Genomic DNA, 26,519 nt, shown 5'->3' on the forward strand with positions numbered 1-26,519 from the left:
AGTGGGAAACATGTTTGGAAGAACGTATTATTGTGGTGAAATCACAGAACAAGCAATTGGCGAAAAAGTAACATTAAAAGGCTGGGTTCAAAGAAGAAGAGACCTTGGTGGACTCATTTTTATTGACCTCAGAGACAGAACAGGAATCGTCCAAATTGTATTTAATCCCGAAGAATCGAAAGAAGCATTAGAAATTGCGGAAACTGTAAGAAGCGAATATGTATTGGATATTGAAGGAACAGTTGTGGCTCGAGCTGAAGCAACAATCAACAATAATATTACAACTGGAAAAATCGAAATCAAAGCGACTGATATCAAAATCATAAATGAAGCAAAAACACCTCCATTTATGATAGAAGACCGCACGGATGTATCCGAGGATTTACGATTAAAATATCGTTATTTAGACCTTCGCAGACCAGCAATGTTTGAAACATTTAAAATGCGTCATAATGTGACAAAATCAATTCGAGATTATTTAGACGGTGAAGGGTTCCTAGATATCGAAACACCAATCTTAACTAAAAGCACTCCAGAGGGTGCCCGTGATTATCTTGTGCCAAGCCGTGTGCATCCTGGTGAGTTTTACGCACTTCCACAATCTCCGCAAATTTTTAAACAGTTATTGATGGTAGGCGGATTTGACCGTTATTATCAAATTGCTCGCTGTTTCAGAGACGAAGATCTGCGTGCTGACAGACAACCAGAATTTACACAAATCGATATTGAAACGTCCTTTATGAGCCAGGAAGACATTATGGCTATGGCAGAGCAAATGATGCAAAAGCTAATGAAAGACGTTAAAGGATTGGAAGTAGAGCTTCCATTACCTCGTTTAACTTATGACGATGCTATGAACCGTTATGGCTCTGATAAACCTGATACTCGTTTTGAAATGGAATTAATCAATCTTTCCGAAGTAGTCAAGGATAGCGGATTTAAAGTATTCAGCAATGCAGTAGCAACTGGAGGTCAAGTTAAGGCTATCAATGCAAAGGGTGCTGCTGCCAAATATACTCGCAAAGACATCGATGGTCTTACAGAATATGTGAATCGTTACGGTGCTAAGGGTCTTGCTTGGCTAAAGGTTGAAGAAATTGAATTAAAAGGACCTATTGCGAAGTTTTTTGATGAAGAAGAGCAAAAGTCATTAAGAGCCGTCTTAGAAGCTTCCGCAGGAGATCTACTCTTATTTGTAGCGGATAAAGCAAATATAGTAGCAGATGCGTTAGGTGCACTTAGACTAAAACTTGGAAAAGAACTTGAATTAATTGATCAATCTAAATTTAATTTCCTTTGGGTAACGGACTGGCCGCTTTTTGAATTCGATGAGGAAGATGGTCGTTATTATGCAGCTCACCATCCATTTACAATGCCAGCTAGAGAAGATATCGAGCATCTTGAAAGCAAACCATGGGAAGTAAAAGCACAAGCTTATGACCTCGTATTAAACGGCTATGAACTAGGTGGAGGCTCACTTCGTATTTTTGAACGTGACATCCAGGAGAAAATGTTCAAAGTATTAGGATTCACAGAAGAGGAAGCAAAAGAGCAGTTTGGATTCTTAATGGAGGCATTTGAATATGGGACACCACCACACGGTGGAATTGCGTTAGGTCTAGACCGACTAGTCATGCTTTTAGCAGGTCGAACAAATCTTCGTGACACCATTGCTTTCCCTAAAACAGCAAGTGCAAGTGATCTATTAACAGACGCGCCAGGTGAAGTAAGCAAAGCACAATTAAACGACTTGTATTTGTCGTTAAATGTTCGAAAATAGCGAACAAAACCCTTTTTGGTCAACTTGTAAACACGAATGTCGTGTGTTAATATTGTGACATAAAATAAAAGTTCAAAAAGGAGGATGAAGAGGACCGAGAATTTCAAGGCGGCGCAGCTTTGAGTACCGGAGCGTATGCAGTTAATACGTGAGGAACGGAGAAGCAAGCCAACACAGAAATTCGATGCGTCATATTCACCGCACTTTTTGAACATCCACTAAAGTTAGTAACTGAAGTCCTGATGTGTTTGTCGTATAACCTATTGTTTTGACCGAACAATAGATTATACGGGAGCCCGGAGTTTTCGACTTGCGTAAATGCCTCATCATTAGTGAATAGAGGACTTATAAAGGTTGAAACAGGGTACCCACCTGCGGTGAGCGGGTTCAAAACTAAGGCATCGACGGCATGATTGGGACTTCTACAACCACACAATATAACCTGTTTACTTTTGTAAACAGGTTTTTTTATGCTTGAAATTTTTATAATTTTTACAGAAATTCTTGAATTAGTTGGAAGTATGTTATATTCTTATTCTGGAAAAAATACAGTTGAATTTGATACCTGATGGAGTTGAAGATATGTTACACCAATTTTCACGAAATGAATTAGCAGTAGGCAAGCAAGGAGTTGATATCCTTAAAAACAGTACAGTAGCTATCCTAGGAGTGGGAGGTGTTGGCTCCTTCTCAGTAGAGGGACTCGCACGTTCTGGTGTAGGACGATTGGTATTGGTTGATAAGGATAATATCGATATTACGAATATTAATCGTCAATTGCCTGCTTTATTGTCAACAGTTGGTCAGTCAAAAGTAGATATTATGAAGAAACGTATTGCTGACATAAATCCTGAATGTGAAGTAATTGCACTTAAAATGTTTTATACAGAGGAAACGTATGAGGAATTTTTTAGCTATGATCTGGATTTTGTCATTGATGCTTCAGACACAATAATTTATAAAATTCATCTAATGAAGGAATGTCTTAAACGTAATATCCCAATCATTTCAAGTATGGGTGCTGCAAATAAAATGGACCCAACACGTTTTATGATCGCAGATATTTCAAAAACACATACTGATCCAATGGCAAAAGTCATTCGAACTAAATTAAGAAAAGAGGGAATCCGTAAAGGAATTCCTGTCGTATTCTCTGATGAAAGCCCAATTGTCATCCGTGAAGATGTTCGTCAGGAAATTACAGATGAGAATGCAAAAATCCGTAAAGCAAAAATGCCGCCATCCTCAAATGCCTTTACACCATCGACATGTGGGTTAATTATGGGAAGTTATGTTGTAAGTGAATTGTTAAAAGATATTAAGATAAAACGAGTTAAAGACTAATAAAAAACGTGGCCAATGCCACGTTTTTTATGTCTAGTTCCAGGTGCCATCGGCTCGAGGTCACAAGTCAATCGCTTCTGAAGGCAAAATGCGCCTTCAGAAGCGCTCGTCTTGTGCTTGACTTGCACAGGAAGTGCTGACATCGACGTTCGCCACAGGACGTGGCGGTAGTTAGTCGATGTTCCTTAGTCTAGCACCTTGCACTTTTCTATTTTGCTAATTGCTCAAGATTCCCGTTTTTGTCCATGCGAAATGCAGGGGAGTTACGATCATCTGAGTCTTCAAACATCACTAAGCGTCTTGCGCGATCCATAATTTGCACAAGGGCTTGGTAGTCTTCTTGAATGATAGTCTGTTGGTCAGATAACTTTTCGAATTTCTTCTCAAGCTCTTTTGTTTGTTGCTTTAATGATTCATTCTCTCGACGTAATCGATTATTCTCCATCTCCAGTTGATTAGATAGCAGATCATTATGGCGTAAGGATGAGAGGAATGAAATACAATCTTCAAGTGTAATGGTGTTAGATGATGGAATCAACTCCGCTGATACCTCTTCCGCGTACAGTTGAGCAGGAATATTTTCCACAACTGTTTCTTTTATCACCGGTTCTTCAATTGTTACGGTATCTTTGTTCATTCTGTCCAATGCTCTTTTTCTTTCTTTCCGTTGTTTTTTCGCAATAGCAATTGCCTGCTCATAATTATTGCGGACCTCTGCATTCCATCTGAACCCACAAGCTGCTGACGTACGATTTAATTTATCGCCGACTTCATCAAATGCTGCTAATTGTGTACCACCTTCACGAATGTAACGTAATACTGTTTCCGCTAATAAGAGATCATCCTCATGTGACCATGCATCTTGTCTCACTTTCATAAAAACAACTCCCTATTAATTCAAAATGATAGATTTCTTCTTTATATCTAGCATGACCACGTTAAATTTTTTTTATACATTAGTAGTTTTGGGAAAAATGAAAATACAGCGAAAGGCCTATCATACTGAAATTATAAAATGTAAAGTGAGTGTAAAGTTTTCTCACAACCTAAAAAAATGGGAACTTTTTCATTTATAATACGTAAGTAGTAATATCGCATAATCCAGAAGATGTGAACGAGATTTTGTAGACTTAAATCTCACAAACTGTAAGGAGGAGAAAATGTGCAGCCAGTTTTACAATTGAAAAATGTCAAAAAGACAATTGGTAGAAAAGAGATCATTAAGGGACTTACCTTTGATGTATATCCTGGAGAAGTTTTTGGATTCTTAGGACCAAACGGTGCTGGTAAAACGACTACCATAAGGATGCTTGTTGGACTGATGTCCATAACAGACGGTGAAGTTATTATTAAAGGAACAAATATTGCAAAGAATTTTGAACAAGCTGTTCAGCATATCGGGGGTATTGTTGAAAACCCAGAAATGTATAAGTTTTTAACGGGTTATCAAAACCTTGTTCACTATGCACGGATGGTAAAAGGGGTAACAAAAGAAAGAATTCTTGAGGTTACCAAGCTTGTTGGACTTGAAAAAAGAATTAATGATAAGGTAAAAACATATTCACTAGGGATGAGGCAGCGCTTAGGAATTGCGCAAGCGCTCTTGCATAGCCCTTCGATTTTGATTTTGGATGAACCAACTAATGGTCTTGATCCTGCTGGAATTCGTGAGGTTCGTGATTATGTCAGGAAGCTTGCAAGAGATGAGGGATTAGCTGTTATTGTGTCCAGTCACCTCCTTTCCGAAATGGAAATGATGTGTGACCGGATTGGGATCATTCAAAATGGTAGCTTAGTGGGGGTGCAGAAGGTTACTGAATTTATGAATGAAGAAGCCAGTGTTCGTGTTCAATTCCAAGTGGGAAATATAGAAAAAGCATTATCGATTCTTTCAGCCGAATTTCCAATGCTTGAAGTAATACAAACGGAAAAAGGAATTGAGATTCTAACGGATCATGAAATGATTCCAGATATAAATGCTAGTCTTGTAAAAAATGAGATTCAGGTGTATGGAATTATGCAACACTCAAAATCACTTGAGGATCGATTCTTAGAGGTAACAGGGGGTAGCGGAATTGGGTAATATCATCAAACTTATTCAAAATGAAAATATGAAAATTTACCGTCGAGTCTCAACATGGATTATGCTTGTCTTACTCATTGTAGCGGCACTAATTGTAGGAATCGTTACGAATATAACAGCATCAGATTCAGTTGATGAAAATTGGAAACAAAATCTACAGCAGTATAATGAAACGCTAAAAGCAGATATTGCCAATGAGAGTTACCCTAAAATAACAAGGGATACATTTGAAAAAGAACTTGCAATTAACGAATACCGCCTTGAACACGATATAGCACCAACGGCTGATCGATCAATTTGGACCTATATGGGATATACTGCGGAAATTGTTTCGGTCATTACATTATTTACAATTGTTGTTGGTGCAAGTAGTGTAGCTTCTGAATTTACGTGGGGAACCATTAAATTATTGTTAATCCGGCCCGTGTCAAGGTCAAAAATTCTTCTTTCAAAATACTTAGCAACTATTTTGTTTGCGTTATTTTCTTTGGTCCTACTTTTTGTGGTTTCTTTGATAGTAGGAAGTATATTCTTTGGTACCGGAAATTCGATTCCACACCTCGTATATAAAGATGGTGCGGTACATGAGGTTCATATGGTTTCTCATATTTTAGGGATTTTTGGATTAAAATCGATTAACCTAATTATGATGTCAACATTTGCATTTATGATTTCGACTATTTTTAGGAATAGTGGTCTTGCCATTGGATTAGCCATTTTCTTAATGTTTGCTGGTGTTAATGCAACATTGCTCCTAGCAGCGAAATTCGATTGGGCAAAGTACATCCTATTTGCGAATACTGATTTATCTCAATATCTCACTGGATATGTTTTAGTTGAAGGTATGACAATGACTTTTTCGATTGTCATGTTAATTATCTATTTTGTTATTTTCAATGCACTAACATGGTTTGTCTTTACGAAACGTGATGTAGCTGCTTAAATACAAAAGGGGTGAAATAGTAAAGTCTATTTCTCCCCCTCTTTTTGTAGTTGTTCAAGCCTGTCGTAAACTTTTGAAAAATATTTTTCTTGTCCATTTTGTTTCGGTTTAAAGTATTTACGATTTTTCAATAGGTCTGGTAAGTATTGCTGCTTCACCCAGCTATTTGGATAATCATGTGGGTATTGATAACCGATTCCATGACCTAGCTCTTTTGCCCCGCTATAATGCGCATCACGAAGGTGATCGGGAATCTCGCCGATATTTCCTTTTCTAATATCCTCGATTGCTTTATCAAGAGATCTGTACGCACTATTTGTTTTAGGTGATAAGCATTGTTCAATGACAACATTCGCTAGTGGAATTCGTGCTTCAGGCAGACCTAATCGTTCCACCGCCTGACAAGCAGCCACTGTATGAACTCCAACCTCGGGTGCTGCAATAGAAATATCTTCGTAGGCAATCACCGTAAGTCTTCTGCAAATCGAAACTAAATCTCCGCCTTCAATAAGCCTGGCTAAATAATGCAAAGCTGCATTAACATCGCTGCCACGGATGCTTTTTTGAAGAGAAGATAATAAGGAATAATGAAGGTCTCCGTCTTTATCATGGGAGAAGCCTTTATTTTCTACACATTCCTTTACAAGCTCTAAATCTACTTCAACTACATCACTATCTCTTGTTTTTGAAGCTAATACAACATCTTCTAACACATTCATTGCAGATCGTGCATCACCCTTTGTCGATGATGAAATGAGGTCAATCGCTTCTTCTGAAATCGAAATTTGCAAATGGCCAAGGCCGCGTTCTGAATCATCTAAGGCACGAATGATTAATTCTTTTATATCTTCTTTTGTTAGTGGTCGAAGCTCTTTAATCTGCCCACATCTGCTCCGAATCGCTGGGTTTACATCATGGAATGGATTTTCCGTCGTTGCTCCAATTAACGAAATCAAGCCTCTCTCAACATGGGGGAGTAAATAATCCTGCTGTGCTTTATTAAAGCGATGTACCTCGTCGATAAAAAGGATTAATTTTCCTTCTGTTTTTGCGGTTGCTACCGCATCCTCAATATCTTTTTTTCCAGCAGTGGTTGCATTGATTGAGATAAATGGCATATCAACAGTACCAGCAATTGCCGTTGCAATTGAAGTTTTCCCAATACCAGGCTCCCCATAAAGTAAGATAGAGGGAACATGACCATTCATAATCATTTTATATAACGCCGTATCCTTACCGATAATATGCTTTTGACCGAGAATTTCTTCAATATGATTTGGCCGCATTCGATACGATAAAGGTGCTTCGATAAGTGATTCGAAAAGCAAATGATTCATCCCCTTATCCAACAGTTCAAAATTGATACATCAACTTTATCATACGTTTTGCGATTGATAAATACAAATGACCTGCAATTTATGATATAATGTCGTGAGTTTAGTACTAAAGCGCAAGCGCCATTAAAGAGGAACATCAACTAAAGGCTGCCACGTCCTGTGGCAAACGTCGATGTCAGCACGTCCTGTGCAAGTCCGACAAGCACAAGACGAGCGCTGACAGAAGGCGCCCTTTGCCTTCAGAAGCGATTGGCTTGTGACCTCGAGGGGCTAGGCGCTGAAGCTGGATGTAAAAGAAATAGAAAGAAGATGTACAGCAGAGGTAGACACGAGAGACGGAGTGAGAGAATGCGAGTACAGACTAGCTTTAGCCACCATATTTTGAAATGGTTAACTTTTTTTATCGGCTTGTTAATCATGTCATTTGGGATTGTTATGATAATCAAAGCGGATCTCGGGGCATCCCCTTGGGACGTTTTGCATATTGGACTCTATAAACAAATTGGTTTAACCATTGGTTCCTGGTCGATCATCGTCGGCTTTTTTGTTTTGTTTCTTTCTACAATTTTATTAAAGCGGCTGCCTCAAATTGGTGCTTTTTTAAATATGATTTCGGTAGGTATTTTTATAGATATGTTTATGATGGCACCGTTCCTTGTTACACCTGAATCCTTTACCGGAAAACTGATCATGTTGTTCGTAGGACTTCTCATTAATGGTTATGGAATGGGTATATATATTTCTGCTAAGGCGGGGGCAGGTCCAAGGGATAGTTTAATGTTAGCACTTACTGAAATTTCTAAGTGGAAAGTGCAATATATTCGTTTGGGAATGGAAATTATGGTTTTAACAGTTGGCTGGTTATTAGGGGGACCTGTTTTTGTCGGAACCTTGATTTATTGTGTAGGAATCGGTTATATTGCTGGATTTGTATTGCCGCAATGCCAGAAAATGCATGATGGAATTAAACGTAAATTGAATAAAACAACAGCAATTGAAGTGAATCATTTTAGTAATTAGGAGTGTTTGTGTATGAAAATATCAACAAAAGGCAGATACGGTCTGACAATCATGATTGAACTTGCTAAGAATCATGGAAAAGGGCCAATCTCTTTAAAATCGATTGCCGGAAAACATGAGCTTTCTGAGCATTATCTTGAACAATTAATTTCACCTTTACGCAATGCAGGGTTGGTAAAAAGCATTCGCGGTGCTTATGGAGGCTATATCCTTGGGGACGAACCTACAAAAATTACCGCGGGTGACGTCATTCTCGTGCTTGAGGGGCCAATTAGCCCTGTCGAGGTTTTAGAGGATGAAGAGCCAGCAAAAAGGGAATTATGGATAAGAATTCGAGATGCTGTGAAAGAAGTGTTGGACAGTACAACACTTGAAGACCTTGCAAGCCATAGCGACGGCAATGATGCATATATGTTTTATATTTAAGAAAAACGTGGCATAATCAAAAAGCTACATTTAAAAAAGGAGGAGGGCTCTATGATGCAACATATTTATTTGGATCATGCAGCTACAACGCCCATGCACCCTGATGTTGTGGAGAGCATGCTCCCTTACATGACAGAGGTTTTTGGCAACCCGTCAAGCATTCATTATTTCGGTCGAAAAGGTCGACATGCCGTAGATGAAGCGAGACAATCAATTGCCGAAAGTATCCATGCAAAGCCAAATGAGATTGTTTTTACAAGCGGAGGTACTGAGGCTGATAATTTAGCGATAATGGGAACAGCCACTATGATGCAAGGAAAAGGCAAACATATTATTACGTCTGCCATCGAACATCACGCCGTACTCCATACTTGTGAACATCTTGAAAAACAAGGCTTTACAGTTACGTATTTGCCTGTTAACGAGGCTGGACTTGTTTCTGTCAAGGATGTAAAAGCAGCTCTTACACCAGAAACCATACTTGTAACCATCATGTTTGGTAACAATGAAGTAGGTGCACTTCAACCCATTAAGGAAATTGGGGAACTTCTGAAAGAACATCAGGCAATATTTCATACAGACGCCGTCCAAGCATATGGACTGGTTGATATAGATGTGAATCATTACATGGTTGACCTTCTTTCAGTTTCGGCTCATAAAATCAATGGTCCTAAAGGAACAGGTTTTTTATATATGAGAGAAGGTAAAAAGGTTGCCCCACTTCTATTTGGTGGCGAACAAGAAAAGAAACGCCGTGCTGGAACAGAAAATGTTGCAGGGATTATCGGGTTACAAACAGCGGCCCAATTAGCAAAACAAGCCATAGATCAAAAATATACGCTTTATCAGGAATTTAAAACGACCATTTTTTCCGTTTTAAAAGAACACGATATTGCTTTTGAAATAAATGGTGAATTATCAAAGTCATTGCCACATGTAGTAAATATTTATTTTCCTGGTACAAATGTAGAGTCTATGCTGGTCAACCTTGATTTAGCAGGAATAGCCGTCTCCAGCGGATCCGCATGTACAGCTGGTTCAATTGAACCATCACATGTGCTTGTAGCCATGTTTGGAAAAGACTCTGACCGAATCACTTCGTCAATCCGTTTTAGCTTCGGTCTTGGAAATACGATTGAAGACATTAAAACGGCAGCTTTTGAAACAGCAAAAATTGTTAAACGATTAACTCTTTAGAGGAGGTGGAAACATGAAAGACCCAAAAGATACCCGTGTAGTCGTTGGGATGTCTGGTGGAGTAGACTCATCTGTTGCAGCACTTTTATTAAAAGAGCAAGGCTATGATGTCATCGGGATTTTTATGAAAAACTGGGACGATACCGATGAAAATGGCGTTTGTACAGCAACGGAAGACTATGAGGACGTAATCAGAGTCTGCAACCAAATCGGCATTCCTTATTATGCGGTTAATTTCGAAAAGCAATATTGGGATAAGGTGTTTACTTACTTTTTGGACGAGTATAAAGCAGGCAGAACGCCAAATCCCGATGTTATGTGTAATAAAGAAATCAAATTCAAAGCCTTTTTGGAGCATGCCATGACACTGGGTGCCGATTACTTGGCGACTGGCCATTATGCTCGTGTTGAATACAGAGATGGAGAATATAAAATGCTCCGCGGTATCGATGAAAATAAAGATCAAACTTATTTTCTAAATCAACTAACTCAAGATCAGCTGTCAAAAGTCATGTTTCCAATAGGAAATATTGAAAAACCAAGAGTAAGAGAGCTTGCAAAAGAAGCTAACCTCGCGACTGCTGCTAAAAAGGACAGTACAGGAATTTGTTTTATCGGTGAACGTAATTTTAAAGAGTTTCTAGGAAATTATTTACCTGCCCAACCAGGTGATATGGTGACTTTTTCTGGTGAAGTAAAGGGCAAGCATGATGGGTTGATGTATTACACCATTGGTCAACGACACGGCCTTGGCATTGGTGGAAGTGGAGAACCCTGGTTTGCAATTGGTAAAGACCTAGAGAAAAATATTCTGTATGTAGATCAAGGCTTCCACAATGAATATCTCTATTCTGATTCTATTTTAGCCACAAATGTAAGCTGGGTATCCGATCACAAACCAGAGCAGGATATAAAATGCACAGCCAAATTCCGCTATCGTCAACAGGATAATGCTGTAACAGTAAAAAAAGTTGACGAAAATACGGTTAAAGTTATTTTCGATGAGCCAATTCGTGCGGTTACACCTGGCCAAGCTGTTGTGTTCTATAATGGGGACGAATGCCTTGGTGGTGCGACGATTGATAAAGTTTTTAAAAATAGCGAACGTCTAACATATGTTGGTTAAAGAAAACCTCAACTCTATATTTAGAGTTGGGGTTTTCCTGTGTTATAATATGAACTGCATAAACTCTATTCAGCAGAGGTATCTGCTGAAAAGAGTTAAGCCTCCGGCGGATGCCTCAGATTTTAAAAGGAAACTTTTCAAGCAAGCTCGAAAAAATCTGGGCGCAAATACGCCAAGGGCGTATTTGATTGGAATTGGAGTTGAAAATCATTGGATTTAAATAAACAAGGTATTGAGTATATGCAAGAGGGAAAATACGAGGAAGCAGCAAATTGCTTTTCACAAGCCATCGAGGAAAACCCGAACGAGCCAATTTACTATGTGAATTTCGGTAATCTTCTTTCAGCAGTTGGTGACCCGGAACGAGCAATTGCTTTTTTTAATAAAGCATTGGAGCTTGATGCGGGAGTTGGGACTGCTTATTATGGAATTGGAAGCCTGCTCTACAACCAGGATGATTTTATCAAAGCGAAGGATATGTTTGAAAAAGCGCTAAAAGCGGGAGTCGAGAATAGTGATACATATTTTATGCTGGGAATGACATTGATTCAGCTTGGTCAGCCAAAGCTTGCATTGCCGTATATGAAACGTGCAGTTGAGCTAAACGAAAATGATGTTGATGCTTTATTTCAATACGGACTTTGCTTAGCTGGTGAATCCGTCATAGACGAAGCGATCGATACGTTTCATCGCGTAATCGAATTAGAACCCAAGCATTCAGATGCCTATTATAATTTAGGTGTTGCGTTTGCAGGCTTTAAAAATGATTACAAAAAAGCACTCGTGATGTTTGAAAAAGCATTAGAAATCCAACCAGACCATATGCTTGCTGCAAATGGAAAGAAAATAGTTAGTGAAGCCTTAAGCGAATAAATGACGGGGAGGGAATCCTTATGGAACAACAGGAAACTTTGGAATTGTTTGATGAACAACGTAAATACATGAAGGGTACTCATTTAGTTACCATTTTTCACAATGAGCAAAATTTGTATTCTGTTGTTCGCATTAGGCTTCAAGAAACAAATGAAGACTATAATGAGAAAGAAGCAGTTGTAACGGGGTATTTCCCTCGCATTCATGAAAACGAAACCTACCTTTTTTTCGGTCGCTTAAAGGAGCATCCGCGCTTTGGGATCCAATTCCACGTTGATCAATTTCAAAAAGAAATCCCCCACACAAAACAAGGAATCATCCAGTATCTTTCAAGTGATCTTTTTAAGGGAATCGGAAAAAAGACGGCTGAAAAAATAGTAGAGGCACTTGGAGAAGGAGCCATTTCGAAAATTATCGCAAATCCATCAGTGTTGCAGGACGTTGATAAACTCCCAGCCGATAAAGCAAAGGAAATATACGACACCCTGCAACAGCATCAGGGTCTTGAACAAATTATGATTGGACTTACCCAATATGGTTTTGGACCTCAGCTATCGATGAAGATTTACCAAATGTATAAAGAGCAAACTCTTGAAATCCTTCAACACAGTCCTTATAAATTGGTCGAGGATATCGAAGGAATCGGATTTGGAAGGGCGGATGAATTGGGACGTCAAATAGGAATCTCCGGAAATCATCCAGATCGAATCAAGGCTGGCTGTCTTTACATACTTGAACAAGACTCTTTGCAGGATGGACATGTCTATCTGACTGTCGAGGATTTAATCATACGTGTCCAGCAATTATTGGAACAAAATAGCCAAGATGAAATAATTGCAACAGATATATCAAAGGAAATGATTAGTTTAACTGAAGAAAGCAAGCTTGTCATAGAAGAGGACAAGGTTTACCTGCCTTCCCTTTACTTTTCTGAAAAAGGACTTATCACAAATATCAAACGGGTCATGGAACAAACCGAATACGAAGATATTTTTCCGGAGTCAGAATTTCTTCTAGCACTTGGTGCACTTGAGGAAAGAATTAAAGTACAATATGCACCTTCTCAAAAAGATGCGATTCAAAAAGCATTAATGTCCCCAATGCTTCTTTTAACGGGAGGACCTGGTACCGGAAAAACTACTGTCATCAAAGGTATAGTTGAGTTATACGGGGAATTGCATGGCTGCTCTTTAGACCCGAAGGATTATAATTCTGAAAATCCATTTCCGGTTGTCCTTGTCGCTCCAACTGGTCGTGCGGCTAAGAGGATGAGTGAATCAACTGGACTCCCGGCTGTCACTATTCACAGGCTGTTAGGATGGAACGGCGTCGAAGGATTTAGTCATGATGAGGATAATCCGATCGACGGCAAACTGTTGATTGTTGATGAAGTTTCCATGGTCGATATTTGGCTGGCGAACCAATTGTTTAAATCCCTGCCCAACCATGTTCAAGTAGTTCTGGTCGGCGATGAAGACCAGCTGCCATCAGTCGGTCCTGGACAGGTTTTAAAGGATTTATTAGCTTCGGAGGTTTTACCAACTGTTCGACTTACGGACATCTACCGTCAATCTGAAGGATCGTCCATTATCGAGCTAGCCCATGATATTAAAAAAGGTAATCTGCCACCAGACATCTCAGCCCCTAAAAAAGACCGATCCTTTTTAAAATGTTATCAAAATCAAATCCTTGAGGTTGTTAGACAGGTTTCGGACAATGCGAAAAAGAAGGGTTTTTCGGTCAGGGATATTCAAGTTTTAGCACCAATGTATCGTGGAACTGCGGGAATCGACAGTTTAAATGTCATGCTACAGGAGCTTTTTAATCCACCCATCCATGGAAAACGAGAATTAAAATTCGGAGATATCATTTACCGCCGTGGCGATAAGGTACTTCAATTAGTCAACCAACCTGAAAACAATGTATTTAATGGCGATATTGGAGAAATTGAATCCATTTTTTATGCGAAAGAAAATACTGAAAAACAAGATATGGTTGTGGTCAATTTTGAAGGCAACGAAGTCACTTATACAAAACAGGACTTAAATCAAATTACACATGCGTATTGTTGTTCGATTCACAAATCACAAGGCAGTGAATTTCCAATTGTGATTTTACCAATTGTCAAAGGCTATTACCGCATGTTGCGTCGTAATTTAATCTACACCGCAATCACAAGAGCGAAAAACTTTTTAATCCTTTGTGGGGAGGAAGACGCATTACGACAAGGTGTTGGGCGTGCAAATGATACAAACCGCCTCACAACCTTATGTGAAAAATTAAAGGCAACCTTTGGTGAAATCGAAGATAGGGATAGCACGGTCGCGGAATCTGAAGAAGTTATCTCTTATTATGAAATGCTTTTTCAAACCGATCCCAACATCGGGATGGCTGGAATTTCTCCTTATGATTATATGGAAGCTGAATAAAAGCTGGGTACACCAGCTTTTTTCTTTTGGAAACTCTTGTGCTGTATGACAAGATGTCTGAAAGTAAATGATAATAATGTTCGAAAGAGGTGGCGATTATCTTTGCGGACATTCTCACTACTCAAGGATTTACCGGTCTATGATGAAAATTCTGCTGAAGTACTTGGTCGGGTTGCTGATCTTTGTATCACATCAGATGGAAAGGTAAATGCCTTGATTATTAAAGGAAAAGGACTATTTGAACGAGATCGAGTAGTCCCCATCCAAAGCATCTCCTCCATTGGAGATGATGGTATTATGGTTTCGGATGTACAGATGCTTGAGCATCTTGACAACGAAGCTGAGACACTGACTTATTTTTTACACACTCATCATGGATTATTCCGAAAACCTTTATTGTCCTCAGAAGGACAAAAATTAGGCTTACTGGAAGATGTATATTTTACTGAAGAAGTGGGCACGATTATAGGGTATGAAGTAACGGATGGCTTTTTTGCTGATATTACAGAAGGAAAAAAAGTTGTTAAAACTGAGAAGCCTTTAAAGATTGGCGAAGATGTCATCGTCGTTGATGTCTAAATTAGGAATTCCATGATGTGAGGTGTACCCTGTGAAGTGCCCAAATTGTAAAAGTAAAGATATCGGTAAAATTGGTGTTAACCAATATTACTGCTGGGGATGTTTTATTGAATTATCCGTAAATAAAGGACAAATATTTACACATCAGGTAGAGGAAGATGGCACTCTCAGTTCATTGGATGATCTGTTTGCTGAGGACGATAGAAGAATCAGTATGTAATCCTATACAAGGAGTGAAGAGGTTATGAATAAAGCAATGACATCTCTAATCACGATTGGTCTAGGTGCTGCGGCATACGGAATTATGCAAAGAACAGATGTTATGTCTGCCCGCAACATGAAAAAAATGCGCAAGCGCATCACAAAAATGTTTTAATATGTAAGGGAACCCCACAAATGTGGGGTTTTTTGTGTTTGATTGATCTAGCGGGGCTAGATCGTGCCCAATCGGGGTTAGAAAAAACATAAATGGGTACGCAAGAGCATGAATCATGCCCGATTACCGTCAGAAAAAACATATATGGATACGCAAGCGCATGAATCGTACCCGATTGCCGTCAGAAAAAACATATATGGATACGCAAGCGCATGAATCGTACCCGATTACCGTCAGAAAAAACATATATGGATACGCAAGCGCATGAATTGTACCCGATTGCCGTCAGAAAAAACATAAATGGGTACGCAAAAGCGTGAATCGTGCCCGATTACCGGAAGAAATGACGAACAGTGTAACGCAAGGTATGACACTAGAGTCATATTCATTTTTAAATAGCTTAATCCTGTTGTCTTGCCTCCGAAGGGTATAAATAATAAGATGCCTTTCCCATTTTAACGAGAGTAAAATTGTCTAAAAGGATACCACGTATCCTTTTACTTGAAATAACCCCACACCACTCCATAACTCCGTTCACCGTTATCTTCCTGTCCGGAAATAGCAAACTTAGCTCCCTCACACTCCGTAGCACCGCGGACTCCTTATGTTCCAATTCCTTACATCTTGGACAAATAAGATAATTTTGATTCGCGACTTCCATAAACGTACAACCACACTTACCAACAATCCCCTTCTTTAACTCCTCATATGTAAAAGCGGGCAACCGAGAAAATGGATTTTTTGTAATATGCAGGGATGCCAACTTTTCAGCTAATCGCAAATGGCCATCAGAATAACCGGAAGCTGCAACCGATTCTAAATTTTTCATAAACCGACCCAGTTGCGAATGAAATACAAAAGGTGAGTTTACTGGTGCCTCATATAGATAAAACTCTGGGTTTATGTATATAACATGGGATTCAATTGGCATATTAAATCTCAACTCATGGAGGAGTTGCCGAAATAATGATTCGCTGCGGGTTATTTGGTTGAGCGGGTTTTTGATTTCTTTTCCGGATATCATGTGTAAGCGGTCATTTTTGAAGTAATAATCGCCTTCGTTATTTTTAATTTCAAAAATGAGTATCTTCTTTAGGGCGATTAGCAGGGAGTCAATTTGGAATAGGGAGTTGTTTATTTCCAGCAGAAGGTTATTTAAAATGAGGCATTCATTTGGAAGACCTAATAGCAATTGGTCAAATTGTATTTCGCCAAGCCAGCCTTTTTCAAGGTAAGCAAATTTGTTATCGTCTTCCACCTCTAGTTTCTTGCGGATCCGCAAAGAGCGAAATAGCTCTAGTTCGGTATTTTCACCGCGTGGTTTAAAAATCATGCCACCACATCCTTTCAGCAACATTTTACAAAAGAATCTGTATTTTGACAATATTTTCTGTAAAATGCCCCACCCGTATAAAACAACTTAGATTCCAAAAACTACTTCCTGAGGGAGTGAAGTCTGATGAACGAGAAAAGAGTCAAATGGATTTTTAGACTATCGTTTTTATTACTATCGTTTTTGACAATCTATATTTTCTTAAAATTGGCTCCAATCTGGCTACCGCTAGTGTTACTGTTAAAAACATTTATACTCCCATTTATTGTTTCTATTTTTATCACCTATTTGCTTCATCCAATTATTGAAAAACTCAACCATCGTGGGGTGCCAAAATCACTTGCAATTTTACTTATTTATTTACTTTTTTTCGGGGGTATTGGAGCTGCAATATATAAAGGAATTCCAGTGATTCTTGCCCAGCTTAGGGATCTTGCTGAAAGCTTTCCTGAATTTAGCAAAACCTATCGGGGGTGGTTAACAGAAATCGAAACGGGAACGTCACAGCTGCCTGCCTTCGTCCATGGACAGCTTGATGAATTGCTCAATTCAGCTGAAAACTATGTGGATTACCTGCTTTCACGGACGCTGAATTTTTTAAAAGGATTACTCAATTCAATCTTCATCATTGCAATCATTCCGTTCATCGTTTTCTATATGTTAAAAGACCATGACCAAATGATAAAAGCGCTTTGGTACATGACTCCGCGAAAACTGAGAAAAGCAGGGCAGCTTTTTTTTCGAGATGTGGATGAGTCATTGGGAAATTATATAAGAGGACAGCTTATCGTCTGTCTGCTTGTTGGTACGACAGCATCGGTGGCCTTTTGGATATCTGGAATGAAATATCCATTATTATTTGGGAGCATCGTTGGGGTAACAAACATTATTCCATATTTTGGACCAATTATCGGCGCAATCCCGGCTGCGATCATTGCAGCAACCATTTCGGTAAAAATGTTAATTATTGTTGTGATTGTGGTTTTCGGACTGCAATTTATTGAAGGGAATTTACTATCTCCCATTATTGTAGGAAAAAGTCTGCGTCTCCATCCAGTCGTTATCATTGCGGCACTTTTACTGGGCGGAGAAATTGGTGGGGTTGTGGGGCTAATCCTAGCTGTTCCGGTCGTAGCAATTTTAAAGGTATTTATCGTTCACGCAAAACAGCATTTTACAGTTGTTCGAAAGGACTAGTACCAGCATTGACAAACATTTTTGACTTGAATATAATTGACAGGAAATGATGTATTAATTGAAAACTATGAAGGAATCAGTATGTTACAGTACCATCGAACCAGAGAGGAATTTCCATGGCTGAAAGGAATTCCAGATGAAGGGTAACAGAAGGCTACTCCTGAGTGTAGGAAAACCTACCGGTGAATACCGTTATCAATATACGAAGGTGATGGGCGTGTTCTATTTTGTGTCCATAATCAGGGTGGTACCGCGAGCATACTCTCGTCCCTGTTTTTAGGGGATTAGAGTATTTTTTTATGTCTAAAATGATAGTGGAGGTTATGAAATGAAACAATTAACATCAGCTCAAGTACGACAAATGTTTTTAGACTTTTTCAAATCAAAAGGACATGCAATTGAACCAAGTGCTTCCTTAGTTCCACATGAAGATCCTTCTTTACTATGGATTAATAGTGGTGTAGCTACTTTAAAAAAATACTTCGATGGACGTGTAATTCCTCAGAATCCACGAATTTGTAATGCACAGAAGTCCATTCGGACAAATGATATTGAAAATGTAGGGAAAACAGCCAGACATCATACTTTCTTTGAAATGCTTGGAAACTTCTCAATCGGTGATTACTTCAAAAAAGAAGCAATTGAATGGGCGTGGGAATTTTTAACAAGCAAGGACTGGATTGGGTTTGATCCAGAGAAGCTTTCTGTGACGATTCATCCGGAAGATGAAGAGGCATTTGAAATTTGGAATAAAAAGATTGGAATTCCTGAGGAACGAATCATTCGTCTGGAAGGAAATTTCTGGGATATCGGTGAAGGTCCAAGTGGTCCGAATACGGAAATTTTCTTTGACCGTGGTGAAGAGTTTGGAAACGACCCAAATGATCCAGAATTATTTCCAGGTGGAGAAAATGAGCGTTATCTAGAAATCTGGAACCTTGTGTTCTCACAATTTAACCATAACCCAGATGGAACATATACTCCGCTTCCAAAGAAAAATATCGATACTGGAATGGGTCTTGAAAGAATGTGTTCTGTTATTCAAAATGTACCTACAAATTTTGATACAGACCTTTTCATGCCAATTATCGAGGCAACTGAGTCTATTTCCGGTGAAAAATATGGACAAGCAAAAGATAAAGATGAAGCATTTAAGGTAATCGCTGACCATATTCGTACCGTTACGTTTGCGGTAGGAGACGGAGCACTTCCTTCAAATGAAGGTAGAGGCTATGTCATCCGAAGATTATTAAGACGGGCTGTACGTTACGCAAAGAAAATTTCAATCAATCGTCCATTTATGTATGAACTTGTTCCTGTTGTGGGCGAGATCATGGTTGATTTTTATCCGGAAGTAAAAGAAAAAACAGAATTTATCCAAAAAGTAGTGAAAACAGAAGAAGAACGCTTCCATGAAACATTACATGATGGATTAGCTATTCTATCAACTGTCATTCAAAAGGAAAAAACAAAAGGCAGTGATACGATTGCGGGTGTCGATGTCTTCCGTCTGTACGATACATATGGTTTCCCTGTTGAACTTACAGAGGAATATGCTGAAGAAGAAGGCATGAAGGTGGACCACGACGGATTCGAACGTGAGATGGAAAATCAACGTGAAAGAGCTAGATCTGCTCGTCAAGATGTGGATTCTATGCAAGTGCAAAGTGGTGTTCTTGGTGAAATAAAAATAGAAAGCACTTTTGTTGGATATGATGAACTTGAGGCACAATCAACCGTTCTTGTCATGGTCAAAGATGGGGAAATTGTTGAGAAAGCAAGCGAAGGTGAAGAAATTCAGCTTATTTTAGACAAAACACCTTTCTATGCTGAGAGTGGTGGACAAATTGCGGATGAGGGTACAATTGAAAATGAAGCTACAAAAATACTCGTAAAAGATGTCCAAAAAGCACCAAATGGACAAAATCTTCACCGTGTTATCGTTGTAAAAGGAAGCTTAGCTAAAGGTGACCAGCTTCAGGCCAAGGTTGACCAAGAAAATCGTGGTGGGGTTATTAAAAACCATACAGCGACACATTTGTTACATCAGGCATTAAAAGATGTCCTCGGGGTTCATGTAAACCAAGCGGGTTCACTTGTAACTTCAAATCGATTACGTTTTGACTTCTCACATTTTGGTCAAATTAAGCCTGAAGAGCTTGAGCAAATTGAGTCAATTGTGAATGAAAAAATTTGGAGCAGCATCCCTGTTCAAATTGATTACAAATCTTTAACTGAAGCAAAAGCAATGGGAGCTATGGCCCTATTTGGCGAAAAATATGGTGACATTGTTCGTGTTGTTCAGGTTGGTGATTATAGCTTGGAACTATGTGGCGGATGCCATGTACCAAATACTTCAACAATCGGGTTATTCAAGCTTGTTTCTGAATCAGGTATAGGTGCAGGAACACGACGTATCGAAGCTGTAACGGGTGAAGCAGCATATCATGTAATTAATGACCAAGTAAAAATGCTTCAGGAAGTGGCTAATCTTTTAAAAACAAAGCCAACTGAAGTTCCAGGTAGAGTCGAAGCATTACAGCATGAAATTCGTAATTTACAACGTGAAAATGAATCACTTTCTGCGAAGCTTGGCAATATTGAAGCGGGCAGCCTTGTTGACAAAGCAAAAGAAATCAACGGTGCTACTGTTTTATATAGTAAGGTAAATGCCCAAGATATGAATAATCTTCGTACGATGGTTGATGACTTAAAACAAAAGCTTGGCTCAGCTGTTATTGTTTTAGGTTCTGTGAACGATGATAAAGTAAACTTAACTGCTGGAGTAACAAAAGACTTGATTGAAAAAGGTTTCCATGCTGGAAAACTAATCAAGGAAGTTGCAACCCGATGCGGTGGCGGCGGTGGTGGTCGCCCAGACATGGCACAGGCCGGTGGAAAAAATCCAGACCAGCTGGAATCAGCACTTCAATTTGTAGAAGAATGGATAAAAACAATCTAAAACATAACAATTTGTATCATCCTGGCCAAAACGGATGATACAAATTGTCACTTCTTGTTTCTATTTAGTTGTGATTAGTGTACAATGAATGGTAAGATTTACATGCACGGATTCAAACACATCAGAATCTAAAGAGTGAGGTGCAGAACTTGAGCTCATTTGATAAAACAATGAAATTCAACTTTCCAGAGGAACCAGTTGAAACAAATGTAAATGAAGTATTATTCAATGTCTACGATGCTCTTCAAGAAAAAGGGTATAATCCAATCAATCAAATTGTTGGATACTTATTATCAGGAGATCCTGCGTATATCCCGCGTCACAATGATGCAAGGAATATTATTCGCAAGCTTGAACGAGATGAAATAATTGAGGAGCTAGTGAAATCTTATTTAAAGATCCATCGTGAGGGGTAAAACGAATGAGGATTCTCGGGTTAGATGTCGGCTCAAAAACAGTCGGTGTCGCCGTCAGTGATGAAATGGGCTGGACTGCTCAAGGCATTGAAACAATTAAGATTAATGAAGAGCGCGGGCAGTTTGGATTGGAACGGCTTGGCGAGATTATCAAGGAATATGGGGTAGAATCTGTTGTTATTGGTTTACCTAAAAATATGAATGGAACAATTGGACCTCGTGGCGAGGCTAGTCAGCATTTTGCTGATATGGTAACGGAAAAATTCGGTTTGCCTATTGTTTTATGGGACGAGCGTCTTTCAACAGTAGCAGCCGAACGAGTCCTAATATCCGCAGATGTAAGTCGAAAAAAGAGAAAACAAGTGATCGACAAAATGGCTGCCGTCATGATCCTCCAGGGGTATCTAGATAGTAAAAATTAATGAGGTGGATTTACATGGAACATGGTGAAAAGCAAATCACTGTAATTGATGAACAAGGAAATGAAATTCTTTGTGAGGTATTATTTACATTTGAATCAGAGGAATTTGGAAAATCTTACGTCCTTTATTATCCGTTAAGTGATGAGAATGAAGACGAAGAAGATATCGAAATTCATGCATCAAGTTATAGCCCGTCAGAGGACGGAGAAGACGGAGAACTTCAACCAATTGAGACCGAAGAAGAATGGGATCTTGTTGAAGAAATGTTAAATACATTCCTTGATGAAGAAGGAGAAGAGTAAAACAGCCATGGGCTGTTTTTTCTTTTTCTTCAAAACCCCCCAAAAAGCCCCGAAAACAACCTGATTTTTTAGAAAAAACTACAAAATTCTAGTGAATTCTTCCTAAAATTGACGAATTACATAAAAAAATGTAGTATAATAATTCGAGTGAGGGGAGGATTTACGGTACATGTCAGATAACGAATCGAAAAAGGATTTATATAAAAAGAATCTGCAAGAACGGCATAGTGAAGCCAGAGTAATCCGTAAAATTGTATTTATCGTATTTATGGTAATACTGGTAGCTTTATCTGGAATAATTGGCGGAGGCTATTTATATATAAAATCTGCTCTTGAGCCTGTGGACCCTACAAATAAGGAACCAATCGAGGTTACGATTCCAATTGGTTCATCACCAACAGCAATTGCCCGAATTCTAGAGGAAAATGATATTGTAAAAAATGCAAAAGTATTTCGTTACTATACGAAATTTAAAAATGAATCTGGTTTTCAGGCTGGGGAATACACGTTTACTCAATCAATGAACTTTGATGAAATCATTGAAGGGTTGAAATCTGGAATTCTTATGGGTGAGCCAGCTTTTAAACTTGTGATCCCTGAAGGAAAACAGCTTGAAGAAATTGCAATTATAATTGCTGAACAAACTGGCTATACCTATGAGGAAGTCATTAATAAGATGGATGACGCTAAGTATGTTAATGATTTAATCAGCAGATACCCAGGTATTTTAACGGAAGAAATATTAAATAAAGATATTAAACATCCGCTTGAAGGTTATCTATTTCCAGCAACATATCCGTTTTACGAGAAGAAGCCTTCAATTGAATCAATTGTTGAAACGATGCTAGAGCAAACAGAGAAAATCCTTGTAAAATATACAGGCTCACTGGAAGGCAATAAGTATATCGATTCAACTCATAAACTATTAACCATGGCTTCGTTAATAGAGGAAGAAGCGACAGCGAAAACAGACCGTGAAACAATTTCCAGTGTGTTTTATAATCGTTTAGATGCTGATATGCCACTTCAAACAGACCCGACAGTTCTTTATGCATTAGGTGAACATAAGAGAAGGGTACTGTACGAATATCTTGAAGTGAATTCACCATATAACACATATCAAATTAAAGGTTTAACACCAGGTCCGATTTCTAATGCTGGTGAAACATCTTTATCAGCGGCACTAAGCCCTGCGGAAACAGATTATCTCTATTTCCTGGCTGCTCCAACAGGAGAAGTATATTTCGCAAGGACATTGGAAGAGCATAATGCATTAAAGGCAAAGTATATTACGAATCAACAATAGTGACTTTATTTTGCGATGACGGAATAAGTTACAGCCTCCGGCGGCTGCACAGATTTTTCAAGGGAACCCAATATGGCGTTCCCTGTTTCTTTATGATAAAATAATTCAAGTTAAAGGGAAATTATTATTATACAAAAACAAATGACTACGTTTTTACCAATACCACCATATCGAAATGGAGGTTTTTTTTCTTGTTATCAAGCAAAATAACCAATTATTTAGAGGCATTACTTCCAAAACGCGATGAAATTATTGAAGAAATTGAACATTATGCGAAAGAAAATAATGTACCAATCATGGAACTGGTAGGCATTGAAACAATGCTTCAAATAATGCGAATATCAGGGCCGAAACAGATTCTTGAAATTGGAACAGCGATTGGTTACTCCGCTATCCGCATGGCAAATGCACTTCCGGATACCAAGATTGTAACAATCGAAAGGGACGAGGAACGTTATGAAAAAGCCCTAGAGAATATTGAGCGAACTGGTACTGGCTCACAAATAGAAGTGATTTTTGGGGATGCCCTTGAGGCAGCGGATGAGGTGAAAAAATACGGCGAATTTGATTGTATTTTTATTGATGCAGCAAAAGGCCAATATCGACATTTTTTTGACATCTATGAAAAATGCCTTTCAAGGGATGGCTTAATTGTGACTGATAATGTACTATTTAAAGGGCTTGTGGCGGAGGAAGAAATCGAGAGTAAAAGAATTCGGAATCTCGTGACTAAAATTAAGGCATATAACGAATGGCTTCTCAAGCACCAAGATTATCAAACAACCATCTTACCAGTAGGTGATGGAGTTGCATTAAGTAAAAGAAGAGGTGTTAAGGAATGAAGAAACCAGAGCTTCTGGTCACGCCTACATGTATAGAAGATATTGAACCATTGATAAATGCTGGGGCAACAGCTCTTATTATAGGTGAACAACGCTATGGATTACGTCTTGCTGGTGAATTCAATCGCGAGGAAATTGTTAAAGCGACAAACATCGCCCATGCTCATGATGCAAAAATCTATGTAGCAATAAATGCCATATTCCATAATGAAAAAGTGAATGAGTTAGCTGACTATGTTGCATTTTTACAGGAAAGTAAGGTAGATGCAATTGTGTTCGGAGATCCAGCGGTATTAATGACTGTTCGTGAGGTTGCACCAGAAATGAAGCTTCATTGGAATACAGAAACAACTGCGACGAACAGGTATACATGTAATTATTGGGGAAGAAAAGGTGCGAAACGTGCCGTGCTTGCCCGTGAATTAAATATGGATGCGATTGTCGAAATTAAAGAAAATGCAGAGGTCGAAATTGAGGTCCAGGTTCATGGAATGATGTGCATGTTTCAATCAAAACGTTCGTTAGTCGGAAACTATTTCGAGTATCAAGGTAATGTGATGGAAATCGAAAACCGTAAAAAAGATAAAAATCTGTTTTTATTTGATAAAGAGCGCGACAGCAAATACCCGATTTTTGAAGATGAAAATGGCACTCATATTATGAGCCCAAATGATGTTTGCATCATTGATGAGTTGGAAGATATGATTGATGCTGGTGTTGACAGCTTTAAGATCGAAGGGATTTTGAAAACTACTGAATACCTGCTTGAGGTAACGAAAATTTATCGAAAAGCAATTGACTTATGTGTGGAAAATCGCGATGAATATGAAGATGTCAAAGATGACCTATTAGAGCAACTTGAAGAACTTCAACCAATCAATCGCCCCCTAGACACAGGCTTCTACTTTAAAGAAACGGTCTACTAATAAGTAATGAGGAGGAATTTGCATGTCAACAGCAGTTGTAAGAGAACCTATTTCAAAAATAGTAGACGGCAAGCGTATGATCGTCAAAAAACCAGAACTGCTAGCACCTGCGGGTAACCTGGAAAAATTAAAAATTGCTGTTCACTATGGTGCAGATGCCGTTTTTATCGGTGGTCAAGAGTATGGATTACGTTCTAACGCAGATAATTTTACACTTGAAGAAATCGCAGAAGGTGTAGAGTTCGCCAAAAAATATGGAGCCAAAATCTATGTCACTACAAATATATTCGCCCATAATGAAAACATGGATGGACTAGATGAATACTTAATGGGGCTTGAAAATGCCGGAGTATCTGGAATCATTGTTGCGGATCCATTAATTATTGAAACATGTAAACGAGTAGCTCCCAAAATGGAAGTACACTTAAGCACTCAGCAATCCCTATCCAACTGGAAGGCAGTTCAATTTTGGAAGGAAGAAGGGCTGGAACGTGTTGTACTCGCGCGTGAAACGAGCGCAGAAGACATTAAAGAAATGAAGGAAAAGGTTGACATCGAAATCGAAACATTTGTTCATGGTGCGATGTGTATTGCTTATTCCGGCCGTTGTACGTTAAGTAATCATATGACAGCCCGTGATTCCAATCGTGGGGGCTGTTGTCAATCATGCAGATGGGATTATGATTTATTTAAATTAAATGAAGATGAAAAAGAGGAAGCCCTATTTGGAGAAGAGGACTCCCCGTTTGCAATGAGTCCAAAAGATTTGAAGCTTATCGAATCAATTCCGCGGATGATTGAATTAGGAATCGACAGTTTAAAAATCGAAGGACGAATGAAATCGATTCACTATATTGCAACAGTAGTAAGTGTTTATCGAAAAGTCATCGATGCATATAGTGCCGATCCAGACAATTTTGTTATCGATGAAGAGTGGCTAAAAGAGCTTGATAAATGTGCAAATCGTGATACTGCCCCAGCCTTCTTTGAAGGGGTTCCTGGTGTAAATGAGCAAATGTATGGCACTCATAGCAAAAAAACAACTTATGATTTTGCTGGTCTGGTGTTAGACTATGAAAAGGAATCAGGAATCGTAACATTACAGCAGCGAAATTATTTTAAAAAGGGAGATCAGGTAGAATTTTTTGGTCCTGAAATTGCCAATTTTACACAAACAGTTGAGATGATTTGGGATGAGCGCGGCAACGAAATTGAGAAAGCAAAACATCCATTGCAAATTGTTTCGTTTAAAGTAGACAAGCCTGTTTATCCAAACAACATGATGCGAAAGGGGAAGTAA

25 protein-coding genes, 1 other RNA gene and 1 other annotated feature are annotated in these 26,519 nt (G+C 38.8%); of the genes, 23 read left to right on the forward strand and 3 right to left on the reverse strand.

All coding sequences use genetic code 11. The annotated features are described in order from the left end of the window. Positions 1–10: 10 nt before the first annotated feature. From aspS to LKW28_RS06590, 3 genes are all read left to right on the forward strand, one after another. Positions 11–1,780 (forward strand): aspartate--tRNA ligase, encoded by a 1,770-nt coding sequence (gene aspS, locus LKW28_RS06580; RefSeq protein ID WP_229139552.1) that lies wholly within the window; start codon positions 11–13, stop codon positions 1,778–1,780. A gap of 233 nt (positions 1,781–2,013) precedes the next feature. Then, positions 2,014–2,204, forward strand: a non-coding RNA gene (gene ssrS, locus LKW28_RS06585) — 6S RNA. Between the two features lie 158 nt (positions 2,205–2,362). After that, positions 2,363–3,124: a tRNA threonylcarbamoyladenosine dehydratase gene (locus LKW28_RS06590; RefSeq protein ID WP_229139553.1), complete on the forward strand. Its 762-nt coding sequence runs from the start codon at positions 2,363–2,365 to the stop codon at positions 3,122–3,124. A 208-nt stretch (positions 3,125–3,332) separates the two neighbouring features. Here LKW28_RS06590 and LKW28_RS06595 read toward each other — a convergent pair whose 3' ends face one another. Next, the gene (locus LKW28_RS06595) at positions 3,333–4,001 is read right to left on the reverse strand and encodes an RsfA family transcriptional regulator (protein WP_229139554.1); all 669 of its coding nucleotides are present in this window, start codon (positions 3,999–4,001) and stop codon (positions 3,333–3,335) included. Positions 4,002–4,286: 285 nt separating this feature from the next. Between LKW28_RS06595 and LKW28_RS06600 the strand changes: the two genes are divergently transcribed. Both LKW28_RS06600 and LKW28_RS06605 read left to right on the forward strand, forming a co-directional pair. Beyond that, the gene (locus LKW28_RS06600; RefSeq protein ID WP_229139555.1) at positions 4,287–5,207 is read left to right on the forward strand and encodes an ABC transporter ATP-binding protein; all 921 of its coding nucleotides are present in this window, start codon (positions 4,287–4,289) and stop codon (positions 5,205–5,207) included. Next, positions 5,200–6,150: an ABC transporter permease gene (locus LKW28_RS06605; RefSeq protein ID WP_229139556.1), complete on the forward strand. Its 951-nt coding sequence runs from the start codon at positions 5,200–5,202 to the stop codon at positions 6,148–6,150. The genes LKW28_RS06600 and LKW28_RS06605 overlap by 8 nt, the downstream gene beginning before the upstream one ends. Before the next feature lie 26 nt (positions 6,151–6,176). Here the strand turns inward: LKW28_RS06605 and LKW28_RS06610 are convergent, their stop codons facing one another. Then, on the reverse strand, positions 6,177–7,478 hold the full coding sequence (locus LKW28_RS06610; protein WP_420708821.1) for a replication-associated recombination protein A: 1,302 nt from the start codon (positions 7,476–7,478) through the stop codon (positions 6,177–6,179). Between the two features lie 357 nt (positions 7,479–7,835). On the opposite strand from LKW28_RS06610, the gene LKW28_RS06615 reads away from it, so the two are divergent. From LKW28_RS06615 to LKW28_RS06655, 9 genes are all read left to right on the forward strand, one after another. Then, positions 7,836–8,507, forward strand: a complete 672-nt coding sequence (locus LKW28_RS06615) for a YczE/YyaS/YitT family protein (RefSeq protein ID WP_229139724.1) — start codon at positions 7,836–7,838, stop codon at positions 8,505–8,507. Between the two features lie 12 nt (positions 8,508–8,519). Continuing rightward, a complete protein-coding gene (cymR, locus tag LKW28_RS06620) occupies positions 8,520–8,933 on the forward strand; it encodes a cysteine metabolism transcriptional regulator CymR (RefSeq protein ID WP_229139557.1) in 414 nt (137 codons plus the stop codon). A gap of 54 nt (positions 8,934–8,987) precedes the next feature. Then, on the forward strand, positions 8,988–10,130 hold the full coding sequence (locus tag LKW28_RS06625) for a cysteine desulfurase family protein (RefSeq protein ID WP_229139725.1): 1,143 nt from the start codon (positions 8,988–8,990) through the stop codon (positions 10,128–10,130). Positions 10,131–10,143: 13 nt separating this feature from the next. After that, entirely contained in the window at positions 10,144–11,256 is a 1,113-nt protein-coding gene (mnmA, locus tag LKW28_RS06630; RefSeq protein ID WP_229139558.1) for a tRNA 2-thiouridine(34) synthase MnmA, read from the forward strand. Positions 11,257–11,466: 210 nt separating this feature from the next. Further along, positions 11,467–12,129: a tetratricopeptide repeat protein gene (locus LKW28_RS06635; RefSeq protein WP_229139559.1), complete on the forward strand. Its 663-nt coding sequence runs from the start codon at positions 11,467–11,469 to the stop codon at positions 12,127–12,129. A gap of 20 nt (positions 12,130–12,149) precedes the next feature. After that, positions 12,150–14,558, forward strand: a complete 2,409-nt coding sequence (locus tag LKW28_RS06640; RefSeq protein WP_229139560.1) for an ATP-dependent RecD-like DNA helicase — start codon at positions 12,150–12,152, stop codon at positions 14,556–14,558. A gap of 102 nt (positions 14,559–14,660) precedes the next feature. Further along, positions 14,661–15,137: a PRC-barrel domain-containing protein gene (locus LKW28_RS06645; protein WP_229139561.1), complete on the forward strand. Its 477-nt coding sequence runs from the start codon at positions 14,661–14,663 to the stop codon at positions 15,135–15,137. 31 nt (positions 15,138–15,168) lie between these two features. Further along, positions 15,169–15,357: a hypothetical protein gene (locus LKW28_RS06650; protein WP_010678234.1), complete on the forward strand. Its 189-nt coding sequence runs from the start codon at positions 15,169–15,171 to the stop codon at positions 15,355–15,357. 24 nt (positions 15,358–15,381) lie between these two features. Continuing rightward, entirely contained in the window at positions 15,382–15,513 is a 132-nt protein-coding gene (locus LKW28_RS06655) for a YrzQ family protein (protein ID WP_229139562.1), read from the forward strand. 400 nt (positions 15,514–15,913) lie between these two features. Here LKW28_RS06655 and LKW28_RS06660 read toward each other — a convergent pair whose 3' ends face one another. Continuing rightward, positions 15,914–16,846 carry a nuclease-related domain-containing protein gene (locus LKW28_RS06660; protein ID WP_229139563.1) on the reverse strand — a complete coding sequence of 311 codons (933 nt, stop codon included), beginning with the start codon at positions 16,844–16,846 and terminating at the stop codon, positions 15,914–15,916. 126 nt (positions 16,847–16,972) lie between these two features. On the opposite strand from LKW28_RS06660, the gene LKW28_RS06665 reads away from it, so the two are divergent. From LKW28_RS06665 to LKW28_RS06705, 9 genes are all read left to right on the forward strand, one after another. Then, positions 16,973–18,043, forward strand: coding sequence for an AI-2E family transporter (locus LKW28_RS06665; protein WP_229139564.1), 1,071 nt, complete (start codon positions 16,973–16,975; stop codon positions 18,041–18,043). Between the two features lie 58 nt (positions 18,044–18,101). Next, positions 18,102–18,318, forward strand: a binding site (T-box leader). Between the two features lie 53 nt (positions 18,319–18,371). Then, entirely contained in the window at positions 18,372–21,005 is a 2,634-nt protein-coding gene (alaS, locus tag LKW28_RS06670; RefSeq protein WP_229139565.1) for an alanine--tRNA ligase, read from the forward strand. Between the two features lie 149 nt (positions 21,006–21,154). After that, positions 21,155–21,421, forward strand: coding sequence for an IreB family regulatory phosphoprotein (locus LKW28_RS06675; RefSeq protein ID WP_010678229.1), 267 nt, complete (start codon positions 21,155–21,157; stop codon positions 21,419–21,421). A 5-nt stretch (positions 21,422–21,426) separates the two neighbouring features. Beyond that, positions 21,427–21,843, forward strand: coding sequence for a Holliday junction resolvase RuvX (gene ruvX, locus LKW28_RS06680; RefSeq protein WP_229139566.1), 417 nt, complete (start codon positions 21,427–21,429; stop codon positions 21,841–21,843). 14 nt (positions 21,844–21,857) lie between these two features. Beyond that, positions 21,858–22,145, forward strand: a complete 288-nt coding sequence (locus LKW28_RS06685; protein WP_229139567.1) for a DUF1292 domain-containing protein — start codon at positions 21,858–21,860, stop codon at positions 22,143–22,145. Between the two features lie 169 nt (positions 22,146–22,314). Continuing rightward, positions 22,315–23,451 (forward strand): endolytic transglycosylase MltG, encoded by a 1,137-nt coding sequence (gene mltG / locus LKW28_RS06690; protein WP_229139568.1) that lies wholly within the window; start codon positions 22,315–22,317, stop codon positions 23,449–23,451. 191 nt (positions 23,452–23,642) lie between these two features. Further along, positions 23,643–24,293, forward strand: coding sequence for an O-methyltransferase (locus LKW28_RS06695; RefSeq protein WP_229139569.1), 651 nt, complete (start codon positions 23,643–23,645; stop codon positions 24,291–24,293). Continuing rightward, on the forward strand, positions 24,290–25,219 hold the full coding sequence (locus tag LKW28_RS06700; protein ID WP_229139570.1) for a peptidase U32 family protein: 930 nt from the start codon (positions 24,290–24,292) through the stop codon (positions 25,217–25,219). The genes LKW28_RS06695 and LKW28_RS06700 overlap by 4 nt, the downstream gene beginning before the upstream one ends. A 22-nt stretch (positions 25,220–25,241) precedes the next feature. Continuing rightward, complete coding sequence (locus tag LKW28_RS06705) at positions 25,242–26,519, forward strand: peptidase U32 family protein (RefSeq protein ID WP_229139571.1); 1,278 nt, start codon at positions 25,242–25,244, stop codon at positions 26,517–26,519.

Source organism: Bacillus sp. REN16 (genome assembly GCF_020731355.1).
Lineage (GTDB): Bacteria > Bacillota > Bacilli > Bacillales > Bacillaceae_L > Ferdinandcohnia.